The organism is Nonomuraea sp. NPDC050451, from assembly GCF_044458585.1.
Genome location: NZ_JBITHZ010000053.1, coordinates 1 through 21,069 on the forward strand (window position 1 = coordinate 1; position 21,069 = coordinate 21,069).

Sequence of the window (21,069 nt, forward strand, 5' to 3'; positions counted from 1 at the left end):
AGCTACGAGGCCGGACTCTACCTCCGAGGCTCGATCATGTGGTTAAGACTCCTCACCTCAACCACATGATCCGAACTCTAAACAGCTCCTAGCCGCCCCCTGGAGGTTAGGCAAGGTCGTCCTGTACGACCCTGCTGGTTAACTCGCGCGATGTCGGCTGGTTCGTGATCTGATGACTTCTGTCCTTGATCACGCCTGTGGGAGCAGCCGTCGTCTTCGTCCTGGCTGCGCGATGGATGGCGATAGCGGGGTGCGGAGAGTGGTCGCTGCGCTGTACCCGTCACCTTGACGAGCCGCAGTCAGGGCGACTACCGCAGGGGTACCGAGGCCGCAATGGAGGTGCTGACTCCAGTGATCGTCGTGCTCTCCGGCGACGACCGGCGGACCCCCATCAAGCTGATCATCGACTGCGTCGACGAGGAAACCGATCCCGACCGGCAGCGTCCGCAGCCGTGCTCAGAGAACTTTTGATTTGAGTAGATTGCGGCTTATGTCCTAGTAGGTGCCTCGCCAGGTTGGGGTGGTCTCGTCCGTTATGCGCTTGGTGAGGTTGTTGATCGATGCGAAGTGGATCATGGCCGGGGAGCTGGAGGGGAGGGTTTCATAATCGCGGGTTAAGCGGCGATAGAGCATGAGCCAGCCCAGGCTGCGTTCGACGACCCAACGGCGTTTGACGACGTGGAATCCGCGGGTCTCGGGCTTTCTGGCTACGACTTCGACGTCGATGCCTAATGTGGCGCCGTGCTCGATTACGGCGTTTCTGAAGCCGGAGTCGACCCAGGTTTTCGTTATCGTAGGGTAGGCGGTTTTGGTTTGGTCGATCAGTCGTATTCCGATGACGTTGTCGGACAGGCCTGCGGCGGCGACGGTCACGGCGAGGATGATGCCTAGGGTGTCGGTGACGATGCCTCGCTTGCGGCCGACGATCTTCCTTACGGGGTCGGTGCCTTGGCTGGTGAGGGGCACGTTGGTGGAGGTCTTCACGCTCTGGGTGTCGATCACGCAGGCGGTCGGTTCAGCCTTCCGGCCTTCCTTGACGCGGGCCAGACCGGTCAGCTCGTAGTTGAGCTGGGCGAAGATTCCTTCGTCGCGCCAGGCTGCGTAGTAGGTGTAGACGGTGTTGTAGGACGGGAAGTCGTGCGGCAGGTATTTCCAGGCGATTCCTGTCCTGTTGACGTACAGGATCGCGTTGAAGACGTCCCGTAGCTCGACCGAGGCTGGTTGGCCGGCGGTCGAGCCTTGGCCTGCCACCAGGCGGTCAAGGTGGGCTCGATTAACGCCCAGCGGGCATCGGAGATGTCGCTCGGGTACGACTTCTGCTCATTCATGGCAGACTTTTGACCCGTACTGTGTGGTCAGCGGCGGTTCTTCACGATTAGGGAGTTTCTGTTTCATCTCTAGACCAGACAGAATCCAAGGTGTATATGCTCGCCACACAGGCGCTCCCGTGATCGCGCCGGCAGCTATGAATGCTCCACTAGAGGACAAATCGGACTGAAGCCTCTAGCCACAAAGTCGGCGCATCGCCACAAAATATAGAGAAACGCCCACTTGGTGGGCGTTTAGTCCTGTCTGATCCCGGGTTTAGTTGTCGCGCCATGTGGGGGTGTTCTCACTGGTGAGGCGGCGGGCCATGAGGTCGATCATGGCAATGTGGATCACGGCTTCGGAACGAAGGGTACGTCAACCGGGTCATTCATCTGGAAGGGGCCTACGCCGGCCCGGTCGGGACCGCCCGCCGCGCTCGCCTGGGCCGCCGTCGGCACGGACGCCGGCTGGGTGTGTCCCACCCCTCGCCGCCGACCGGTTCCTGACCCGGCACGCGCCGGTGCACAGCTTCGAGTCTGCCGACCCCGGCGTGCCCGACTACCTCGGCATCTTCCCAAGGGATACCCGCCCGGCGCCTACCACGGCTCGGAACTCCCGCTGCTCTTCGACATCGCGCGCACCTCCATCACCCTCACCTCGGCGCTGCGGGGCTGTCGGCGAGGATGATCCGCCACTGGAGCGCCTTCGCCGCCACCGGCGACCCCCAGCCCTCCTCGCCGCGCTTCCCGGCCACCCGGACGCTGAACTCGGCTTCCCGCGCAGAGCTCCCGGACCGACCTGGCCACCGAACACCGCTGCGCCTTCCGGGGCGACTCCTGATGCGGGGGAACACCTATTAAGCGCAGGTGGCATCCGCGATCAGGTAATGACCGCTGGTGAGAATTACCGCCTCGGCTCTGGTCGGGTAGAACGGCAGGGTGGTCCGGTCGCCGGTCCACTGGACTCCACCGGCATCATAATCGGTCACATAAATCTCGCCTCGCCTTATCTTAAATGGCTTGAGGTGGCGAGAATCTCCCATGTGCCCATAGTCGTACGTCATCAGAAACCGTTCGCAAGGGCCGTTTACCCGGTTCGCAAGGCTCGTTCCTGAGGCTTCGTCCCTGCCTGGCCCTTCAGTCCTGGACACCCGGATCTCCCAGTATCCATCCGCGTCCGCGAGCGGCGATGGGGGCCATTCGCAGTGCATGAATCGGGAAGGCGCGTCCGAGTCGTACTCGATGTGATTCGCCTTGGGCATGCCGTGCACCGACTCGCACGCGCTGATCCGATCGGCAGCTTCTTGCCGAGCTGCCGCGATGGCCGATGCGGAGTTGTCCGTCTTCGACGGTTGAGGGGTGTTCGTAGGGGTGTCAGGCTGATTCGGCGCGGACGAGAACACACTAAATATGATCGGCACCAACGTCGCGTACAGGGCCAGGACGAGCGCGGCTCTCGCGGCGACTTTCCCCCAGTCAATTACTCCGTTCACCCTCGAATGGCGTTCCAGCGCCACGAACGCCATGATCGCCACGAGTGTCACCAAGCCGAGGATTCCCCATCTCAGCATGGCGGAGCCGCAGGGTCAGGGCCGCGAAGAGGGCGCCATTCCCCCCATTCCGCATCGACGGTGACAGTACTGTCCAGATCGTACTGAAGCGTTCTCATGCTTGATCCATTGTTCATCGCCGTCAAGGACTGCGACTGTACATTTAAGGGATCGCACGAAGCCGCGCAAATGTTACATACCACCCAGAGATCAACCCAGCTACTTTCACCTCAGGGCACACCACGGCCTCCATCAAACTCGGCGCGGTTCGAGGGCCGGGTTCGTCACGCCGTGTGCATACGCCGGGAACGCGGCCGCGTGTCCGGACGGAGGGCTCGGGCGCACAGCGTGAGCGCTTCCGCGAGTATCGTGCGGTCCGGGTCGTCGATCTCGGCGAGCATGACGGCTTCGATGCTGTCGAGGGAACGGTCGCATCGCCGGAGGGTGCTCAAACCTTTCGGGGTAAGGCGGGTGCGCAGAGCGCGGCCGCCACGGGGATGCGGGTCGCGGCGGATCAGGCCGCGTTGTTCGAGATCGCGGATGACCAGGTTCATCGCCTGCGGGGTGACGAAAGCGATGCGGGCCAGGTCGGCCGAGGACGGGGCGTCGCGCAGGCGCAGCTCGCTGAGCGCCATGTATTCGGTGGTTGTCATGCCGTGCCGGGCGAGCGCTTCATCCAGGCAGGCGCGGATGCGGCGTTCCAGCCGGAACACCAGGTAGCTCACACGGGGCGGCGGTGCGTCCGGCACAGCGGCCGCGGGGACACCCGGATCGGTCACCAGGAGACGATATCGCGCCCCGTCAGAACGGGGGTCCAATGTAAGTTTCCCACACCCATATCAAGGACCTTGATAGCAAGTTACTTGATAACCAGGGAAAACGGCTCTCTGCCAGGTGAACTGGCGGGCATGCGCACCAAACGTGCATTGACGGTGGATCGTGGCCCTTCTATTTTCCAGCGACCGACGTCAATACGCGGCGGACCGATCCGCGGCGCGCCGCGGATATGGAGAGGAGGAGCGCGAATGAAACGATTGACCACGGTGCTGGCTAGTGCCTGCGCCGCGGCGCTCTTTGCCGTCATGACCGTGGTACTCGGATCGCCGGCCGTCGCCGCCACCCTGGTGGAGGTGACCACCTTCGGCAACAACCCGGGCAACATGCGGATGCACGTCTATGTGCCGGACTCACACCCGCCCTCGCCGGCGATCGTGGTGGCGATGCATGGCTGCGGCGGCTCCGGTCCCGGCTTCTACCAGGGCAGTGAGTTCGCCTCGCTGGCGGATCGGTACGGCTTCATCGTCATCTACCCGACCGCCACCCAGTCGGCAGGGTTCGGCAACTGCTTCGACACCTGGTCGGACGCGGCCAAGCAGCGCGGCGGCGGCAGCGATCCGGTCTCGATCACCTCAATGATCGACTATGTCGAGCGGAACTATCAGGGAGACCCGAACCGGGTCTACGCCACTGGAAGCTCGTCCGGCGGCATGATGACCCAGCACATGCTCGCCGTCTACCCGGACGTGTTCAAGGCAGGGGCCTCCTTCATGGGTGTGCCCTTCAACTGCTTCGCCGGCGCCTCCGACTACCCGCCCGGAAGCAGCAGGTGCACCGGCGGGAGCATGGACCGAACACCCCAGCAGTGGGGCGATGCGGTCCGCCAGGCGTACCCGGGATATTCCGGCCCCCGCCCGCGCATGCAGCTGTGGCACGGCACCAGCGACACCCTCGTGCCCTACTCGCTGCTGCGAGAGTCGATCGAGCAGTGGACCAATGTGTTCGGGCTGAGCCAGACCCCGACCAGCACCGACACCCCGCAGGCAAACTGGACCCGCAGCCGGTACGCCAATCTGTCCGGCACCGTGCAGGTGGAGGCGTACAGCATCCAGGGCGCCGGGCATGCTCTTCCGCAGAGCGGTATGGCCCTCTACGCCATCGAGTTCTTCGGCTTGACCACCAGTCCGACCGACACCACGCCGCCGACCACGCCAGGCACCCCGGTCGCGTCCAACGTGACCGCCGCCAGTGCCACGCTGAGCTGGACCGCGTCCACCGACCAGGGCGGCTCCGGCTTGGCCGGCTACAACGTCTACCGGGAGCAGGGCGCCACCGACCCGCAGCTCGGCCAGTCCACCACCACCTCGATCACCCTGACCGGGCTGAGCGCCAACACCCAATACCAGGTGTACGTACGGGCGCGTGACGGCGCGGGCAACCTGTCGGGCTACTCCGCGCCGGCCACCTTCACCACGGCCGCCACCGGCGGCGACACCACGCCGCCGACCGCCCCGGCCGGGCTCGCCGCCTCGGGCACCACCACAACCGGCACCAGCCTGACCTGGACGGCCTCCACTGACGACACGGGTGTGACCGGCTATGAGATCCTGCGCGCTCCCGGCGCGACGGGCGGCACGTTCACCCAGGTCGGCACCTCGGCCACGACCTCGTTCACCGACACGGGCCTGACTGCGAACACCACCTACCGCTACCAGGTCCGGGCGCGCGATGCCGCTGGCAATGTCTCACCGGTCTCCAACACCGTCCAGATCACCACTCAGGGAGGCACGACCGGTGCCTGCTCGGCCACCCCGACCGTGCAGTCCCAGTGGGGGAACGGGTATGTGATCCAGCCGCTGACCATCACCAACGCCAGCACCTCGACGATCACCAGCTGGACCGTCACCTTCACCCTGCCGGTCGGGCACACCCTGACCGGCTCGTGGAACGCCACCGTCACCAGCAGCGGCCAGACCGTCACGGCCAGAAGTGCCGGCCACAACGGCACGCTCGCGCCGGGAGCCAGCACCACCAGCTTCGGCTTCCAAGCGAGCAGGCCCAACGGCAACACCGCCCTGCCGTCCGGCTACACCTGCGCCTGACCATCAGCGCGCTTCCCTGATCACGGCCCCGTCATTGACCGGTGGGACCGGGCCGTGGTCAAGGGATCCGCGCCGGCGGGAGAACCGGCTGCGTACCGCCATCGTGCTGTCGCAGGGCCGGGCGACCGAAATCCCGCGCGAGCCGGCTCGATCGCTCGATCACGAACACTCGCGCGACACCATGGGTTATGGGACGAAAGCCCCCGCGGCGTTCACCACTCTTGGGTGCGGCATCCCGCCCCTCCGCCCGCACCACCAGAGCCCTCGTAGCTCGACCGCGGCGACAACGCCGCAGTCGACAGTGACGCGCACCCTGGCGAGGGCCCAGCGCGGACGCTGGACCGTTTCCTCTACTCCTGGGCCCAGAGTAGGGAAGACCCGAGCTCAGCCGAGATCGGACACGCGTTCACGCTGCTGGGCCTGGATCCCGACGACGGCACGTGCGTGAAGGGACCGTGGTCCCAGCGGGTCGAGCTGACCTGTCGCCGCACGGCCTCCACACGGCGATCCCGCGCGCAGCTCGCCGCACCGTGACATCCCCTCTTCATGGCCTACGCTGACACAATGGCCGACATGATCGGATGGGACCCGAAAGCGGACCTCCACCGTTACCTCAGGACCGCCCGCGAGTCCCTCCTGTGGAAACTCGACGGCCTGTCCGAGTACGACATCCGCCGCCCCCATACCCCGACCGGCACCAACCTCCTCGGCCTGGTCAAACACCTGGCCAGCGTCGAGTTCGGCTACTTCGGCGACACTTTCGGCCGCTCGTCCGGCGAGCCGATGCCCTGGTTCGAGGATGGCGCCGAGCCGAACGCCGACATGTGGGCGACCCCGGACGAGTCCCGCGAGCAGATGATCGCCCTCTACCACCGTGCCTGGGCCCACGCGGACGCCACGATCGAGGAGCTGCCCCTGGACGCGACCGGCCACGTCGCCTGGTGGCCGGCCGACAGCAACACGGTCTCCCTGCACCGCATCCTCGTCCACGTGATCGCCGAAACCAACCGCCACGCCGGGCACGCCGACATCGTCCGCGAGCTGATCGACGGCGCCGCCGGCCGCCACAGCCACGACCGCCTGCCGAACGCCGATGATGACTCATGGTGGACGGACTACCGCGAACGCCTCGAACAAGCCGCCCGGAAGGCCACCGAGAACCAGCCTCACGGCGCATGACAGCGGCCGAGCGCAGGGACCAGCTCTCGCACTGCCGCGCGACACGGTAAGCGAGCAGGTCACAACGAACGGCCGCGATCCTCGTGGTGGGGTCTTCGGCGAGCACTCAAGCTTTGGCCGCCTGGCAAGCGAGCCACCGCTCTCGGGTGATCGCGTACTCGACCTCACCCAGATCGCTGCCGGGGAGCGGCTCGTCCCACTCCATGTGGAACGTACGGACATGCTCCATGCCGAGTGCGGTCATGGTCGCGCGGGAGGCGGTGTTGACCGCCATGGTCTCGGCGAAGACGCGGCGCAGTCGGAGATCTTCGAACCCGTGCCGAATGAGCTCGCGGGCTCCCTCGCTGGCCAATCCCTGGCGCCAGTAGCGACGCAGGAGCCGGTAGCCAAGCTCGGCCTGCCCTTCGACCGGCCCTTGATCGATGCGCTCCGGCGGCTCCAGGATCCACCAGCCGACGAACTGCCCGTCGACGAACCCGGCCCAGAAACCCAGTCCCGCAACGCGACCCGCGACCGCGAGCCGCTGCCCATGGAGAACCTCGACCTCCTCACGGCTACGAGCACGGCCGTTGCCGAGGTACCGCATGACCTCGGGGTCAGCGTCGAGCTCGATCTCGTGTTCAAGGTGTTCGTCGGACAGCGGAACAAGCTCGATGCGGTCGGTGCGCAGTTTCGCCTGAGACATGGGCTGCATTCTCGCGCACGAGCCACTTGCCGGTCATTCGAGTATCGACCAGCGCTCTGCCCGTCCGCGCCGTGCCTGCCAACCTGTGAGGGCTTCGCGTGGCGCACGCGAGTTCCTAGGCGGTGCTGCGGCGTCAGGTCGTCCGGCCGAAGCAGGACCGGGCCGATCGAGCGTCCTCGCCACACTGGCGCGACTCCTGCCGCCAGGCTCGCGGGCTCATCTCGCTGCCTGGACATCCCCAACTCCAGCACCACCGACGGCACCGCCGTCCAACTGTGGGACTGCAACGGCCAGACCAACCAGCAGTGGACGCAGACCTCAGCAGGAGAGCCGAAGGTCTACGGCAGTGCCTGGACGCCGCGGGCACCGGGAACGGCGCCAAGATCCAGCTCTACAGCCGCTGGGGCGGGAGCAATCAGAAGTGGGACTACAAACGTGGGCACCTCAACCACTCGGCGACGAAACTTAATTAAGATCAATTAGGATCCCACCTACGCCGACAGCACAGCCGTAGGCGGCAGCGTGTTGCCTGCGAGCGGCGACCCGGCAGCACCGGGCGCAAGGTGATCACCCGCGCCTCGACTCCAGGTCAGCAACTTAACTCGCGATCTGTCGCAAATTACCCTATTGCCGACGCGTAACTTCTATGAAACTTTCACATGCACGAGCAGTACCGTGCGATCTCGCTGGAGGCAAAACTCCAGGCGGAAAGGCGTCCGGAGGGCGACGCCCAGGTCGGTGAGGGCGCCCCTCGTTGACGCCGGGCCTGACCGTCGGATGTACTCCGCGACAACGCGCTCAAACGGAGTAGGCCACACAGCTCTCTGCAGGAATCGGGTGTCAGCGCCAACAGGTTGCCCCTCTGCGATTCAGTAACGGAGCCCTGGATGTCCCCTCTTATTACCCGCGACGGCACGGGAACCATGACCGCCACGGTTCCGCCCACGAGCGAGTTGTTAGCGCTAACACCTCGTCTGAGAGCGACCTGTTCGAGGGCCTGACCCGGTGCACACGTGACCGGCGGACGCCGGTCACCGCCCCCCACCTCCAAGGAGCTCCGCATGTCCTTGAGCCGTCGTCAGCTCTTCCAAGCCACAGGCGCGACCGCCGCGCTCACGGTCGCCGGCCAGATAGCGGGCCCATCCCCCGCTCTGGCCGCGGTCCCCTGGGCCAGATCCGACATCGGCGTCTCGGCCTACGAGTTCGACCTCGGCCAGGTCCGGCTGACCTCCGGCCGTTGGCTGGACAACCAGAACCGCACCCTGAGCTACCTGCGCTTCGTCGATGTCGACCGGCTGCTGTACGTCTTCCGGGCCAACCACCGGCTGTCCACCAACGGCGCGGCGGCCAACGGCGGCTGGGACGCGCCCAGCTTCCCGTTCCGGTCCCACATGCAGGGCCACTTCTTGACAGCGTGGGCGCAGGCCTACGCCGTGCTCGGCGACACGACCTGCCGGGACAAGGCCGCCTACCTGGTCGCCGAACTGGCCAAATGCCAGGCCAACAACGGCGCCGCCGGATTCACCAGCGGCTACCTGTCCGGTTTCCCCGAGTCCGACATCACAGCCGTGGAGAACCGCACCCTGACCAATGGCAACGTGCCCTACTACTGCATCCACAAGACCCTGGCCGGACTGCTGGACGTCTGGCGGCTGATCGGCAACACCCAGGCCAGGACCGTGCTGCTGGCCCTGGCCGGGTGGGTGGACACCCGCACGTCGCGGCTCACCTCAAGCCGGCTGCAGGCCATGCTCGGCACCGAGTTCGGCGGTATGAACGCCGTGCTCACGGACCTGTACCAGATGACCGGTGACTCCCGCTGGCTGACCACGGCCCAGCGGTTCGACCACGCGGCCGTCTTCGACCCGCTGGCCTCAGGCCAGGACCGGCTCAACGGGTTGCACGCCAACACGCAGGTGCCCAAGTGGATCGGGGCGGCCCGCGAGTACAAGGCGACGGGCACCACCCGCTATCGCGACATCGCCGCCAACGCCTGGTCCATCACCGTCGGCGCGCACACGTATGCGAACGGCTCCAACAGCCAGGCCGAGCACTTCCGCGCCCCCAACGCGATCGCCGCTCACCTGACGAGGGACACCGGCGAGGCGTGCAACACCTACAACATGCTCAAGCTGACCCGTGAGCTGTGGCTGCTGTCGCCGGCCCGGGCCGACTACTTCGACTACTACGAGAACGCCTTGCTCAACCATCTGATCGGGCAGCAGAACCCGGCAGACGCACACGGGCACGTCACCTACTTCACCCCGCTCAACCCCGGGGGACGGCGGGGTGTCGGCCCGGCCTGGGGCGGCGGCACCTGGAGCACGGACTACAACTCCTTCTGGTGCTGCCAGGGCACCGGCATCGAGACCAACACCAAGCTGATGGACTCGATCTACTTCCACAACGGCACCACCCTGTTCGTGAACCTGTTCGCGCCCTCCACCCTCAACTGGAGCCAGCGCGGCATCACGGTCACCCAGACAACCGCCTACCCCGTCGGCGACACCACGTCGCTGCAGGTCACCGGCAACGTGAGCGGATCGTGGGCGATGCGCGTCCGCATCCCGGCCTGGGCCCAGGGCGCGACGATCAGCGTCAACGGAGTCCAGCAGGACATCGCCACCACGCCGGGCGCCTACGCCGACCTCAGCCGGTCGTGGGCGGCGGGCGACACCGTGACCGTGCGGCTGCCCATGCGCGTGGTCATGAAGGCCGCCAACGACAACCCCGACGCGCAAGCCGTCACCTACGGCCCGATCGTGTTGTCGGGCGATTACGGTAACACCAGCCTGTCGTCGGCCCCGGCACTGAGCCCCTCATCGATCACCCGCAGCAGCACCTCCTCCCTGACCTTCACGGCCACGGCCAACGGGGCGTCGGTGCGGCTGAGGCCGTTCTACGACGCTCACGACCACAACTACGTCGTCTACTGGAACACCGGCGGCCAGAGCGGAGCCGGCGCGGCGAGCTTCCGGCTGATCAACGCGGCCAGCGGGCTGGCCCTCGGCATCCAGAACATGTCCACCGCCGACGGCGGCCTCGCCCTCCAGTGGACCGACAACGGCACCGCCGACCACGACTGGATACCGGTCGTCGACGGCAGTGCCCTGCGCTTCCGCAACGTGCACAGCGGCAAGGTGCTCGGCGTCGAGAACATGTCGACCGCCGACAACGCCCGGGTGCTCCAGTGGGGTGACACCGGCACCGCCGACCACCGCTGGACCATCACCGACGTCGGCGACGGCTCCGTCAAACTCCGCAACGTCCACAGCTCCAAACTGCTCGGCATCCAGAACGGCTCCAGCACCAACGGCGCCCAGGTGGTCCAGGACTCCGACAACGGCAGCGCGGACAACCAGTGGCGATTCATGCCGAACGGCGCGCGGCGTATCCAGAACGTGGGCACCGGGATGGTGCTCGGCGTCACCGACATGTCCACGGCCGACGGCGCGCTCGTCGTCCAGTGGGGCGACACCGGCACCGCCGACCACCTGTGGACGGCGATCGCCGACACCGGCGGCTACCTGCGGCTGCGCAACTCGGCCAGCCAGAAGGTGCTGGGCGTGGAGAACAGCGGCACCGCTTCCGGGTCACGCGTCGTGCAGTGGGCCGACAACGGCACCGCCGACCACCGCTGGCGGCTGCGCCACGGGTCGGGCGCCGCCTTCCGCATCCAGTGCGCCAACGGCGGCCGGGTCCTCGGCCCCGTCGGGACGTCCCAGGGCGCGCAGGTCGTGCTCGCCGACGACAACGGCTCGAACAACAACCTCTGGAGGTTCCTGTGAGGCGCGTGCTCGCGGTGCTCTCGTGCCTGCTTCTCGTGGGCGTGTCACTCACGCCCCAGGCGTCAGCAGCGACAGTCGACACCAACGCCTGGTACGTCCTGGTCAACCGCAACAGCGGCAAGGCCCTGGACGTCTACAACCTCTCCACCGCCGACGGCGGCCGCATCACCCAATGGACCCGCAACAACGGCAACCAGCAGCAATGGCAGTTCGTCGACTCCGGCGGCGGCTACTACCGCGTCAAATCCCGCCACTCCGGCAAGGTCCTCGACGTCTACAACTTCTCCACCGCCAACGGCGGCGCCATCGTGCAATGGGCCGACGGCAACGGCACCAACCAGCAATGGCGGCTGGCCGACAGCCCGGACGGCTACGTGAGGCTCATCTCCCGCCACAGCAACAAGGCACTGGAAGTCCAGGGCGCCTCCACCACCGACGGCGCCAACATCGTCCAGTACGACGACTGGGGCGGCAACAACCAGCAATGGCAACTCGTCCCGGTCGGCAACGACCCGGCTCCGGGCGGCGACTACACCAACCCGGTCGTCTGGCAGGACTTCGCCGACGGCGACATCATCCGGGTCGGCGACGCCTACTACTACTCGGCCTCGACGATGCACTACTCGCCGGGCGCGCCGATCCTGCGCTCCTACAACCTCGTCGACTGGGAGTACGCCGGACATTCGGTCCCGAGGCTCGACTTCAACTCGGCCGCCTACGACCTCAACGGCGGCCGGGCGTACGTGAAGGGCATCTGGGCCTCGACCCTGAACTACCGGCCCGGAAACAGCACCTACTACTGGATCGGCTGCGTCGAGTTCAACCGGACCTACGTCTACACCGCCTCAGCCGTCGACGGCACGTGGACCAAGCGCTCGCAGATCAACAACTGCTACTACGACGCCGGGCTGCTGATCGACACCAACGACACCATGTACGTCGCCTATGGCAACGGCACCATCAGCGTGGCCCAGCTCTCCCCCGACGGACTCAGCCAGGTGCGCGCCCAGCAGGTGTTCCAGACCCCGAGCAACGTCGGCACCCTGGAAGGCTCCCGCTTCTACAAGCGCAACGGCTACTACTACATCTGGCTGACCCGCCCCGCCAACGGCCAGTACGTGCTCCGCTCCACCTCGCCGTGGGGTCCGTACGAGATGCGGCAGGTCCTGCTCAACATGCCCGGCCCCATCTCCGGCGGCGGCGTCCCCCACCAAGGCGGGCTCGTCCAGACCCAGAACGGCGCCTGGTACTACATGTCGTTCGTCGATGCCTATCCCGGCGGCCGGGTCCCGGCGCTCGCGCCGATCACCTGGACCAATGACTGGCCGACCGTGCAGACCGTCAACGGCGGCTGGGGCGTCAACTACCCGAAGCCGAACATCCAGACCAGCCGGACCGTGGCGCCCATGATCGGCCCCGACACCTTCACCTCAGGCAGCCTCGGCCACCGCTGGGAGTGGAACCACAACCCCGACACCAGCCGCTTCTCCACCGGCAACGGCCTGCGCCTGCAGACCGCGACCGTCACAGGCGACCTCTACAACGCCCGCAACACCCTGACCCACCGCATCCAGGGCCCGTCGTCGACGGCGACGATCGAGCTCGACTACTCGCAGATGGCCAACGGCGACCGCGCGGGGCTGGCCATGCTGCGCGACCAGTCCGCCTGGATCGGCGTCAAACGCGACAACGGCGTCAACCGGGTCGTGATGACCAACGGGCTGACCATGAACAGTTCGTGGCAGACCACCGGCACCGGCACCGAGGCGGCGAGCGCGAACATCTCGGGTGGCCGGATCTGGTTGCGGGTCAACGCGGACATCCGGCCGGGGTCCGGCAGGCAGGCCCGCTTCTCCTACAGCGCCGACGGCAGCAACTTCGTGAGCCTCGGCCCGGCCTTCACGTTGAACAACGCCTGGCAGTTCTTCATGGGCTACCGCTTCGGGATCTTCAACTACGCCACCCAGTCCCTCGGCGGAGCGGTGACCGTGCGCCGCTTCGACCTCACCACCCCCTGAGACGACACGTCGGCACAGGAAGGCAACCACCAGGAATGGCAACTCATCCAAGTCGGATAAATCGGAGCAAATCGTGAAGCACAGAGCCCTGTCCGTCCTCGCGACGGTGGTCACCTTACTGGCGAGCCTGTTCGTCGCCAATCAGTCCGCCAACGCGGCCACCGTCGACACCAACGCCTGGTACGTCCTGGTCAACCGCAACAGCGGCAAGGCCCTGGACGTCTACAACCTCTCCACCGCCGACGGCGGCCGCATCACCCAATGGACCCGCAACAACGGCAACCAGCAGCAATGGCAGTTCGTCGACTCCGGCGGCGGCTACTACCGCGTCAAATCCCGCCACTCCGGCAAGGTCCTCGACGTCTACAACTTCTCCACCGCCAACGGCGGCGCCATCGTGCAATGGGCCGACGGCAACGGCACCAACCAGCAATGGCGGCTGGCCGACAGCCCGGACGGCTACGTGAGGCTCATCTCCCGCCACAGCAACAAGGCACTGGAAGTCCAGGGCGCCTCCACCACCGACGGCGCCAACATCGTCCAGTACGACGACTGGGGCGGCACCAACCAGCAGTGGCAACTCGTCCGGGTCGATGGCGGCGGCAACCCCGGCCAGTGCGATCTACCGTCGACATACCGCTGGACCTCAACAGGCCCGCTGGCAACCCCGAAGTCGGGCTGGGTCTCCCTCAAGGACTTCACCGTCGCCCCGTACAACGGCAGGCACCTCGTCTACGCCACGACGCACGACACAGGGACCAGGTGGGGTTCGATGAACTTCAGCCTCTTCACCAACTGGTCCGACATGGCCTCGGCCAGCCAGAACACGATGTCGTCCTCCACAGTCGCGCCCACGCTCTTCTACTTCGCCCCCAAGAACATCTGGGTGCTCGCCTACCAGTGGGGCGGCACCGCCTTCTCCTACAGGACCTCCAGCGACCCCACCAACCCGAACGGCTGGTCATCACAGCAGACACTCTTCTCCGGAAGCATCTCCGACTCCGGAACAGGCCCCATCGACCAGACACTCATCGGCGACAGCACGAACATGTACCTGTTCTTCGCCGGCGACAACGGCAAGATCTACCGGGCCAGCATGCCCATCGGAAACTTCCCGGGCAGTTTCGGCAGCACATCGACCGTGGTCATGAGCGACACGAGGAACAACCTGTTCGAAGCCGTCCAGGTCTACAAGCTCCAAGGCCAGAACCGGTACCTCATGCTCGTCGAGGCGATCGGCGCGCAAGGACGCTACTTCCGCTCGTTCACCGCCACCAGTCTGAGCGGTTCGTGGACACCCCAGGCAGCGACCGAGAGCAACCCCTTCGCCGGCAAGGCCAACAGCGGCGCCACCTGGACCAACGACATCAGCCACGGCGAACTGGTCCGCGCCGGCGCCGATCAGACCATGACCGTTGATCCCTGCAACCTGCAGTTGCTCTACCAGGGACGCAACCCCAACTCCAGCGGCGACTACGGCCTCCTGCCCTACCGGCCCGGTGTGCTGACACTGCAGCGCTGATGGCGTGACACGGCTCCGGCTCGGAGCCGGCGGGGCAGGGCCGCCTGCTCGCGCCCTTCGGTGAGACGGCTGGGAACACCGTTTCCGGGCGGCCCGGCGATCCGGGCCGCCCCTCCGTCAACGGCAGGAGCGGGCGGCCCACGGCACGACCACGACACCGGCCTGCCGTGCATGGGTGCGGACACTCACTGTCGCCTCGGCGCTGCCGGCCTCCCCGAACTCGGTGGCTAAACTGCCGCCATGCCCACGGAGTCGTCTGCTCTCACCATCGCTCAGCTCGCCGAGCTGGCCGGAGTTTCCACCGCGACGGTCTCCAAGGTCGTGAACGGCCGTTCCGCGGTGTCGTCCGAAACCCGCGCCGCCGTGGAGGAGCTCATCCGCCGGCACGGCTACCGCCGCCAGCGCCGCCGCTCCATGCCGACGGCCCAGGTGGAGCTCGTCTTCCATGCTCTCGAGGGCGACTATCCCGTCGAGATCACCAAAGGCGTGGCGGAGGTCGCGCGTGAGCACGACCTCATGGTGGGGATATCGGACCTGCGCCGTGACCACACGTCCGGAGACGCCTGGCTGGAGGGTGTGCTGCGGCGCCGCCCGAGCGGTGTGATCGCGGTGTTCTCCGGCCTGACCGAGACCCAGCACGAACAACTCGCCCGCCGCGAGATCCCGCTGGTCCTGCTGGATCCGGCCGACACTCCCGCGCGGAACATCCCATCGGTCGGCGCCGGCAACTGGACCGGCGGGCTCACGGCCACCCGCCACCTTCTGGAGCTCGGACATCGCCGCATCGCCATCATCGCGGGGCCCGACTCCGCGCTGTCCAGCCGGGCCCGTATCGACGGCTACCGCACCGCCCTCGACATGGCCGGCGTGCCTGTCGACCCGGAGCTGATCGGCCGGGGGGACTTCTTCATCGAGGGCGGCCTGGCCGAAGCGCACCGTCTGCTGCGCCTACCCGACCGGCCAACGGCGATCTTCGCCACGAACGACGGCCAGGCCATCGGCGTCTACCACGCGGCCCATCAGCTCGGCCTGCGCATCCCGGACGATCTCAGCGTGATCGGCTTCGACGACATGCCGTCGGTGCGGTGGACCATTCCACCGCTGACCACCATCCGCCAGCCCCTCACCGAGATGGCCGCCGCGGCAACCTCGATGCTGCTGACCCTGGCCCATGGCGAGCAACTGCCGCAGAGCCGCGTCGAGCTGGCCACCGAACTCGTCGTACGCGAGAGCACCGGGCCTCCCAGTATCCCGCCCGCCTGAGCCGAAGCGCGGCATACACGGGTCGACGGGCCGCGTTCATGATCCCGGACGTCGGCATCGCGATGCTCTCCTCCAGCGGTACCACCGCACGGGACCCTTCGTGGTGCCGACCTGGCCGACGCTTCTGTCCGGCAATGACGCCCGCGCCGTCCAGACCGCTGGAGCCGCCGCAGAAGGGCCGGCTCCAGGGTCCGGACGTCACAGGGCGTTCAGACGCGGGTCCACTTCTGGTTGTTCTGGCCGTTGCAGGCCCAGATCTGCACCTTGGTGCCGTTGGCGGTGCCGGCGCCGCTGACGTCCAGGCACTTGTTCGCTCCGACGGCGGTGATGCTGCCATCGGCGTTGAACCGCCATTTCTGGTTGTTCCGCCCGTTGCAGTCCCAGACGATCAAGGCGGTGCCGTCCGCCGTCCCGCCCCCGTTGACGTCCAGGCACTTGTTGCCGTACACCCGCAGCTCGCCTGCGGCGGTCGACGTCCACTGCTGGCCGGGCTGCCCATTGCAGTCCCAGATCTGCACCTGTGTGCCGTTCGTCTGCGAGGCGCCGTTGAGGCACCGGTTCGATCCCACACCCCGCAGCGCGCTGGTGCTGCCCGGGGGCGAGCCGTCGCCCTGCCCGACGCCCTTGCCGTTGACGGTGAACGAGTCCACGTCGAACGAGTTCGCGGACGGCGACTTGAAGACGACGTAGACATTGCGGGTGCCACCGGGGTCGGTGACCTGCACCGCGGGCAGGGACACGTAGGTGTTCCATCCCCCGGTCGCCGGCACGGGGCTGGAGGCGATGAGGGCTCCCGTCGCCGAGTCGGCGTGCAACTCGATGGACGCCCCGGTGTTGGACGGCGCCGAGACGCGGAAGGACACCGTGTCGATCCCGGACAGGTTGATCGGGCCGAAGGAGATCCAGTCGTTGTTGGAGATGTCGCCGATGCGCCTGCCGCCTTCGGCTCCGGGCTCGTCGACGATCCGGATTCCGGACGAGCCGGTGAAGTGCTCGGCCTGCTTGTGCTTGGGCTGCAGGGTGATGCCGGCGCTGCCCTTCAGGCCGCCCTTGTCGGTGTAGTCGGCGGACAGGGCGTAGTAGACGTTGGCGGCCTCGTCATGGCCGGACGCGGTGGTCGTGACCGTTCCGGAGCAACCGGTGTACTGGCCGGTGTCGTGGGCGTGCTGGTCATGGCCGAGCGCGGTGATCACGTTGACCTTGGTGCAGTCGACGGCGCCGTCCTCGGGGTCGGTGACGTTCACCGTGTAGGCCACCTGGTCGCCGAAGTCGATGAACCCGCCGTCGGGCGGAGCCGAGAATACGACCTTGGGACGGGTGTTGCCGACGGCGATGGACAGCGTGACGCTGGCCGTCTTCCCGCCGGAGTCCCGTACGGTCAGCTTGGCCGTGTACGTCCCGTTGGCGTTGTAGGTGTGGGACGGGTTGGCGCCGGTGGAGGTCCCGCCGTCGCCGAAGTCCCACACGTAGGTGATCGCGTCGCCGTCGGGGTCGGACGAGCCGGCCGAGGAGAACGCCACCGTCAGCGGCGCCGCACCCGAGTCGGGGCTGGCGCTCGCCTTGGCCAGGGGCGCGCGGTTTCCGGCCACGTAGTCGACCCGGTAGACGCTGTCATCCGTGTTCGCGTGACCGAACCCGTTGCCCCAGTCGGCCATGTACAGGGCGCCGTCCGGACCGAACTTCATGTCGATCGGCGCATGCGGGGCGAGCTGTGCCACAAAGGGGTTGATCTTCAGGAGGTTGCCCGAGGAGTCCAGCCGGAGCTCCTTGACGAAGTTGCGGCTCCATTCGTAGAGGAACGGCGTGCCGTCGAAATACTCGGGGAACTTGCGGTCAGAGGTGGAGGCCGGGTCGTAACGGTAGAACGGGCCGCCCATGGGGGCCGCACCACCGCAGCAGTCAATCTCCGGGAACTCGGCCGAGGCGTGGTAGTTGTACCAGACGGTCGCGGGCTTGGCCGCGGGCAGATTGGTCAGCCCGGTGTTGTTGGGCGAGTCGTTGACCGGTGCCGAGCAGTTGAACTTCGCGCCGGAGGTGTTGGTGGCGAAGTTGTAGTCGTTGAACGGGATGTTGTTGCCGACGCAGTACGGCCAGCCGTAGAAGCCCGGCTGCTTGATCAGGTTCCACTCGACGGTCCCCTCGGGACCGCGGCTGGGGTTCGCGGCGCCGGCGTCGGGGCCGTAGTCACCCACCGAGATCCAGCCCGTCACCTTGTCGACCGAGAAGCGGAACGCGTTGCGGAAGCCCATCGCGTAGATCTCCGGCCGCGTCTTGGCGGTGCCGGGCGCGAACAGGTTGCCGGACGGAACCGTGTAGGTGCCGTCGGCCTCGGGGTGGATGCGCAGGATCTTGCCGCGCAGGTCGTTGGTGTTGGCCGCGGACCGCTGGGCGTCGTAATGCTCCCGGCCCGGCCGCTCGTCGATCGGGGCGTAGCCGCTGGACCCGTTGGGATTGGTGTCGTCACCCGGGCCGATGTACAGGTTCCCGCCCGGCCCGAACGCGAGGTAGCCGCCGGTGTGGCCGGGCTCGTCGACGTTGCGGTACGCCGGAACCTCGATGATCTTCTTCTCGCTCGCCAGGTCGAGGCTGGTGCCGTTGAAGGTGAACCTCGACACCCGGTTCACCTCACCGGCGTTGGACGGCGAGTAGTTGACGTAGATCCAGCCGTTGGTGGCGAAGTTCGGATCCAGCGCCAGCCCGATGCCGCCGTCCTCGCCGCCGTCGTACACCGACAGGGTGGCGATGACGCGCGTGCCTCCGCCGTTGGCGGGGATCAGGTTCACCTTGCCCGAGCGCGAAATGTAGAAGACCCTGCCGTCGCCGGCCACGTCCAGTTCCATCGGCTGGTCCGGTGCGCCGTCGAGGGTCACCTTCTGGAACCGGGCCGCGACGGTGCCGCCGCAGTCGCCCGGCGCCGCGCCCGCCGCCCACTTCACCCCACCCAGCAGGTGCTGTTTGAACGACGACTCCGAATAGGAGGACGCCTGGTGGCCCATCGCGGTGGCCCACACCCGGCCGCCCTCCGGGTTGTGACACCAGGAGATCGGGTGGTCGGCGCCCATCTTGTTCGGCCCCGCGTCATAGGTGGTCTCGTCCGCGGTCACCAGCACGTGCACCGAGCCGCGCAGGTTCTTGTCGAAGTTGTACCACTCCTCTGTGCGCACCCAGCGATCCGGCAGCCCCTTGGTGGAGGGGTGAACCTTGTCGGCCACCTTGGCGGTGCCCTGCAGGATCGATGAATGCGCGGTCATGTGCGCGCCGGCCAGGGCAACCTGGTCCCACCAGGGGAACTGCGCCTCGATGTTCATGTCGGTGGCGTTGTGGATCGCGACGACGCCGTGGCCGCCGCGCACGTACGCCTGGAAGGCCTGACGCTGGGCGTCGTTGTCCCAGACCATGCCGCTGGTCTGGAACATGATCACCGCGTCGTAGGTGTTCAGGGTCGCGGTCGTGAAGACGGCGGAGTCCTCGCTCTGGTCGAGCTGGAAGTTGTTGTCGGTCGCCATCTGCTGGAACATCGCGACACCGGCGGGGATGGAGTCGTGCCGGTAGGCGCCGCTCGCGGTCTTGGTGAACAGCAGCACCTTGAACTGCGGAGCGGCCGCGTGCGCCACCAGCGGCACCGCGGACAGCCACAGCCCTAATAAGGCTGCGGCGAGGGCGTGAAGCAGGCGTGATGTTCGCATGAAGGATCTCCTGGGGGGTTACCGGCTACGGTCGGAGTTGAAGGGTGGGAAGCCATGCGTCGTCCCGGCCGATGCCGGTCGTCTTCAGCAGTGGCCCACCCATCGATCCGGGCGGTCGGGGCCTGACCATGCGACTGGTGTCGAATCGATTCGCAACGAAAATAGGTCGGTCAAACACGGGTGTCAAGCATGCTTATCCGGCTAGTCCAAGACCATCTTTCTGCTTCTACTGGGCCAGGGCTCGCTGCCCTTTGCGGATATCCCCAGATGCAGACAGTGTGGCCGGTACCACGCTGTCTCATCGGCGCTAAATAAGTATGAAACTTTCACCTTGATCACAGGGTGCACAGGTAGGCGAGGCCGTCCACGGCGAGCGCGTCCTGGCTTCGCGCGAGGGGCCGCCAGATGGAGGCCGCGGTGGCGATGGTCTGGTTGTGCGCGGTGAACGACTCGATGACGAGCGGCCCGTCATAGCCGACGTCGCGCAGGGCCCCGGCGAAGCCGGGCCAGTCGAAGCGGTCGGCCCCCGGCGTGCCGCGATCGGTGCCGCACACCTGCACGTGCGCGATCCGGTCCGCCGCGACCCGCACCGCCTGGGCGGGGTCTTTCTCCTCGATGTTCATGTGGTAGGTGTCGAGCGCGAGGTGGCAGTCCTCGGGCAGCGCGTCGAGGGCCTGCTCGACGGTGTTGACGAGGCTGGTCTCGTACCGGTTGAGCGGCTCGACCGCGAGCTTCACCCCGCGCTCGCCCGCATAGTCCAGGACGGGCCGCAGGTTCTCACGCAACTCGGCGCAGGCGGCGCGGCGCTCTTCGGGTGACAACCGCCAGGTGCGGCCGACGGAGGCGTACGCCGGCCCCCCGATCACCGGGGAGCCGACGGCCACCGCCACGTCGACGCAGTGCCGCAGATAGTCCTGGGTATCGCGGACGGTCTCCGAGGAGGCGGCCACGAGTTCCCGGCCTGGCGGCATGACGAGCACCACGGAGGCGGCCAGCCCGTGCTCGGCCAGCACCGCCGCGGCCTTGCCCGGGTTCCAGTCACCGGGCTGCTCGACCGGCAGCTCGATGACGTCGAAGCCCCACCCCGCGATGCGGGGCGCGAGCCGCGCCAGGTCGTCGTCGGTCAGCGGGGAGACCCAGACCCAGGTGTTCACTCCGATGGAGAACATGGCGTCCCTCTTCGTCGTCGAAT

13 protein-coding genes and 1 pseudogene are annotated in these 21,069 nt (G+C 67.0%); 8 read left to right on the plus strand and 6 right to left on the minus strand.

Going from position 1 to position 21,069, the window contains the following annotated elements; translation table 11 throughout:
- Positions 1-333 precede the first annotated feature (333 nt).
- Positions 334-471 carry a hypothetical protein gene (locus ACIBI9_RS62095; RefSeq protein WP_397237576.1) on the plus strand — a complete coding sequence of 46 codons (138 nt, stop codon included), beginning with the start codon at positions 334-336 and terminating at the stop codon, positions 469-471.
- A 24-nt stretch (positions 472-495) separates the two neighbouring features.
- On the opposite strand, the pseudogene ACIBI9_RS62100 reads toward ACIBI9_RS62095, so the two are convergent.
- The 3 genes and pseudogenes from ACIBI9_RS62100 to ACIBI9_RS62110 all read right to left on the minus strand — a co-directional run bounded on the left by ACIBI9_RS62100 (position 496) and on the right by ACIBI9_RS62110 (position 3,636).
- Positions 496-1,328, minus strand: a pseudogene (locus ACIBI9_RS62100) (IS5 family transposase).
- A gap of 836 nt (positions 1,329-2,164) precedes the next feature.
- Positions 2,165-2,851 carry a hypothetical protein gene (locus ACIBI9_RS62105; RefSeq protein WP_397237578.1) on the minus strand — a complete coding sequence of 229 codons (687 nt, stop codon included), beginning with the start codon at positions 2,849-2,851 and terminating at the stop codon, positions 2,165-2,167.
- A 290-nt stretch (positions 2,852-3,141) separates the two neighbouring features.
- A complete protein-coding gene (locus tag ACIBI9_RS62110; protein ID WP_397237580.1) occupies positions 3,142-3,636 on the minus strand; it encodes a MarR family winged helix-turn-helix transcriptional regulator in 495 nt (164 codons plus the stop codon).
- A gap of 246 nt (positions 3,637-3,882) precedes the next feature.
- Here ACIBI9_RS62110 and ACIBI9_RS62115 point away from each other — a divergent pair, with 246 nt between their 5' ends.
- Both ACIBI9_RS62115 and ACIBI9_RS62120 read left to right on the plus strand, forming a co-directional pair.
- Complete coding sequence (locus ACIBI9_RS62115; RefSeq protein ID WP_397237582.1) at positions 3,883-5,736, plus strand: PHB depolymerase family esterase; 1,854 nt, start codon at positions 3,883-3,885, stop codon at positions 5,734-5,736.
- Between the two features lie 564 nt (positions 5,737-6,300).
- Positions 6,301-6,915 carry a DinB family protein gene (locus ACIBI9_RS62120; RefSeq protein ID WP_397237584.1) on the plus strand — a complete coding sequence of 205 codons (615 nt, stop codon included), beginning with the start codon at positions 6,301-6,303 and terminating at the stop codon, positions 6,913-6,915.
- 106 nt (positions 6,916-7,021) lie between these two features.
- On the opposite strand, the gene ACIBI9_RS62125 is transcribed toward ACIBI9_RS62120, so the two are convergent.
- Positions 7,022-7,600, minus strand: coding sequence for a GNAT family N-acetyltransferase (locus tag ACIBI9_RS62125; RefSeq protein ID WP_397237586.1), 579 nt, complete (start codon positions 7,598-7,600; stop codon positions 7,022-7,024).
- Here ACIBI9_RS62125 and ACIBI9_RS62130 point away from each other — a divergent pair.
- The 5 genes from ACIBI9_RS62130 to ACIBI9_RS62150 all read left to right on the plus strand — a co-directional run bounded on the left by ACIBI9_RS62130 (position 7,541) and on the right by ACIBI9_RS62150 (position 16,191).
- Positions 7,541-8,083, plus strand: coding sequence for an RICIN domain-containing protein (locus tag ACIBI9_RS62130; RefSeq protein WP_397237588.1), 543 nt, complete (start codon positions 7,541-7,543; stop codon positions 8,081-8,083). The two genes, ACIBI9_RS62125 and ACIBI9_RS62130, sit on opposite strands and share 60 nt — an antisense overlap.
- Before the next feature lie 578 nt (positions 8,084-8,661).
- On the plus strand, positions 8,662-11,388 hold the full coding sequence (locus ACIBI9_RS62135; RefSeq protein ID WP_397237590.1) for a beta-L-arabinofuranosidase domain-containing protein: 2,727 nt from the start codon (positions 8,662-8,664) through the stop codon (positions 11,386-11,388).
- Complete coding sequence (locus tag ACIBI9_RS62140; RefSeq protein WP_397237592.1) at positions 11,385-13,406, plus strand: RICIN domain-containing protein; 2,022 nt, start codon at positions 11,385-11,387, stop codon at positions 13,404-13,406. The genes ACIBI9_RS62135 and ACIBI9_RS62140 overlap by 4 nt, the downstream gene beginning before the upstream one ends.
- Positions 13,407-13,512: 106 nt before the next feature.
- Positions 13,513-14,928, plus strand: coding sequence for a non-reducing end alpha-L-arabinofuranosidase family hydrolase (locus tag ACIBI9_RS62145; protein ID WP_397237664.1), 1,416 nt, complete (start codon positions 13,513-13,515; stop codon positions 14,926-14,928).
- Positions 14,929-15,168: 240 nt separating this feature from the next.
- Positions 15,169-16,191, plus strand: coding sequence for a LacI family DNA-binding transcriptional regulator (locus ACIBI9_RS62150; RefSeq protein ID WP_397237594.1), 1,023 nt, complete (start codon positions 15,169-15,171; stop codon positions 16,189-16,191).
- A 209-nt stretch (positions 16,192-16,400) separates the two neighbouring features.
- Here the strand turns inward: ACIBI9_RS62150 and ACIBI9_RS62155 are convergent, their stop codons facing one another.
- Positions 16,401-19,877 carry a ThuA domain-containing protein gene (locus ACIBI9_RS62155; RefSeq protein ID WP_397237596.1) on the minus strand — a complete coding sequence of 1,159 codons (3,477 nt, stop codon included), beginning with the start codon at positions 19,875-19,877 and terminating at the stop codon, positions 16,401-16,403.
- 335 nt (positions 19,878-20,212) lie between these two features.
- A complete protein-coding gene (locus ACIBI9_RS62160; RefSeq protein WP_397237598.1) occupies positions 20,213-21,046 on the minus strand; it encodes a sugar phosphate isomerase/epimerase family protein in 834 nt (277 codons plus the stop codon).
- Positions 21,047-21,069 lie beyond the last annotated feature (23 nt).

What these genes read in the sequence shown, in the direction of transcription:
- ACIBI9_RS62135 (WP_397237590.1), top strand. Translation starts at nt 8,662, where the DNA reads ATGTCCTTGAGCCGTCGTCAGCTCTTCCAAGCCACAGGCGCGACCGCC.
- ACIBI9_RS62125 (WP_397237586.1), bottom strand. Translation starts at nt 7,600, where the DNA reads ATGTCTCAGGCGAAACTGCGCACCGACCGCATCGAGCTTGTTCCGCTG.
- ACIBI9_RS62155 (WP_397237596.1), bottom strand. Translation starts at nt 19,877, where the DNA reads ATGCGAACATCACGCCTGCTTCACGCCCTCGCCGCAGCCTTATTAGGG.
- ACIBI9_RS62160 (WP_397237598.1), bottom strand. Translation starts at nt 21,046, where the DNA reads ATGTTCTCCATCGGAGTGAACACCTGGGTCTGGGTCTCCCCGCTGACC.
- ACIBI9_RS62150 (WP_397237594.1), top strand. Translation starts at nt 15,169, where the DNA reads ATGCCCACGGAGTCGTCTGCTCTCACCATCGCTCAGCTCGCCGAGCTG.
- ACIBI9_RS62095 (WP_397237576.1), top strand. Translation starts at nt 334, where the DNA reads ATGGAGGTGCTGACTCCAGTGATCGTCGTGCTCTCCGGCGACGACCGG.
- ACIBI9_RS62120 (WP_397237584.1), top strand. Translation starts at nt 6,301, where the DNA reads ATGGCCGACATGATCGGATGGGACCCGAAAGCGGACCTCCACCGTTAC.
- ACIBI9_RS62115 (WP_397237582.1), top strand. Translation starts at nt 3,883, where the DNA reads ATGAAACGATTGACCACGGTGCTGGCTAGTGCCTGCGCCGCGGCGCTC.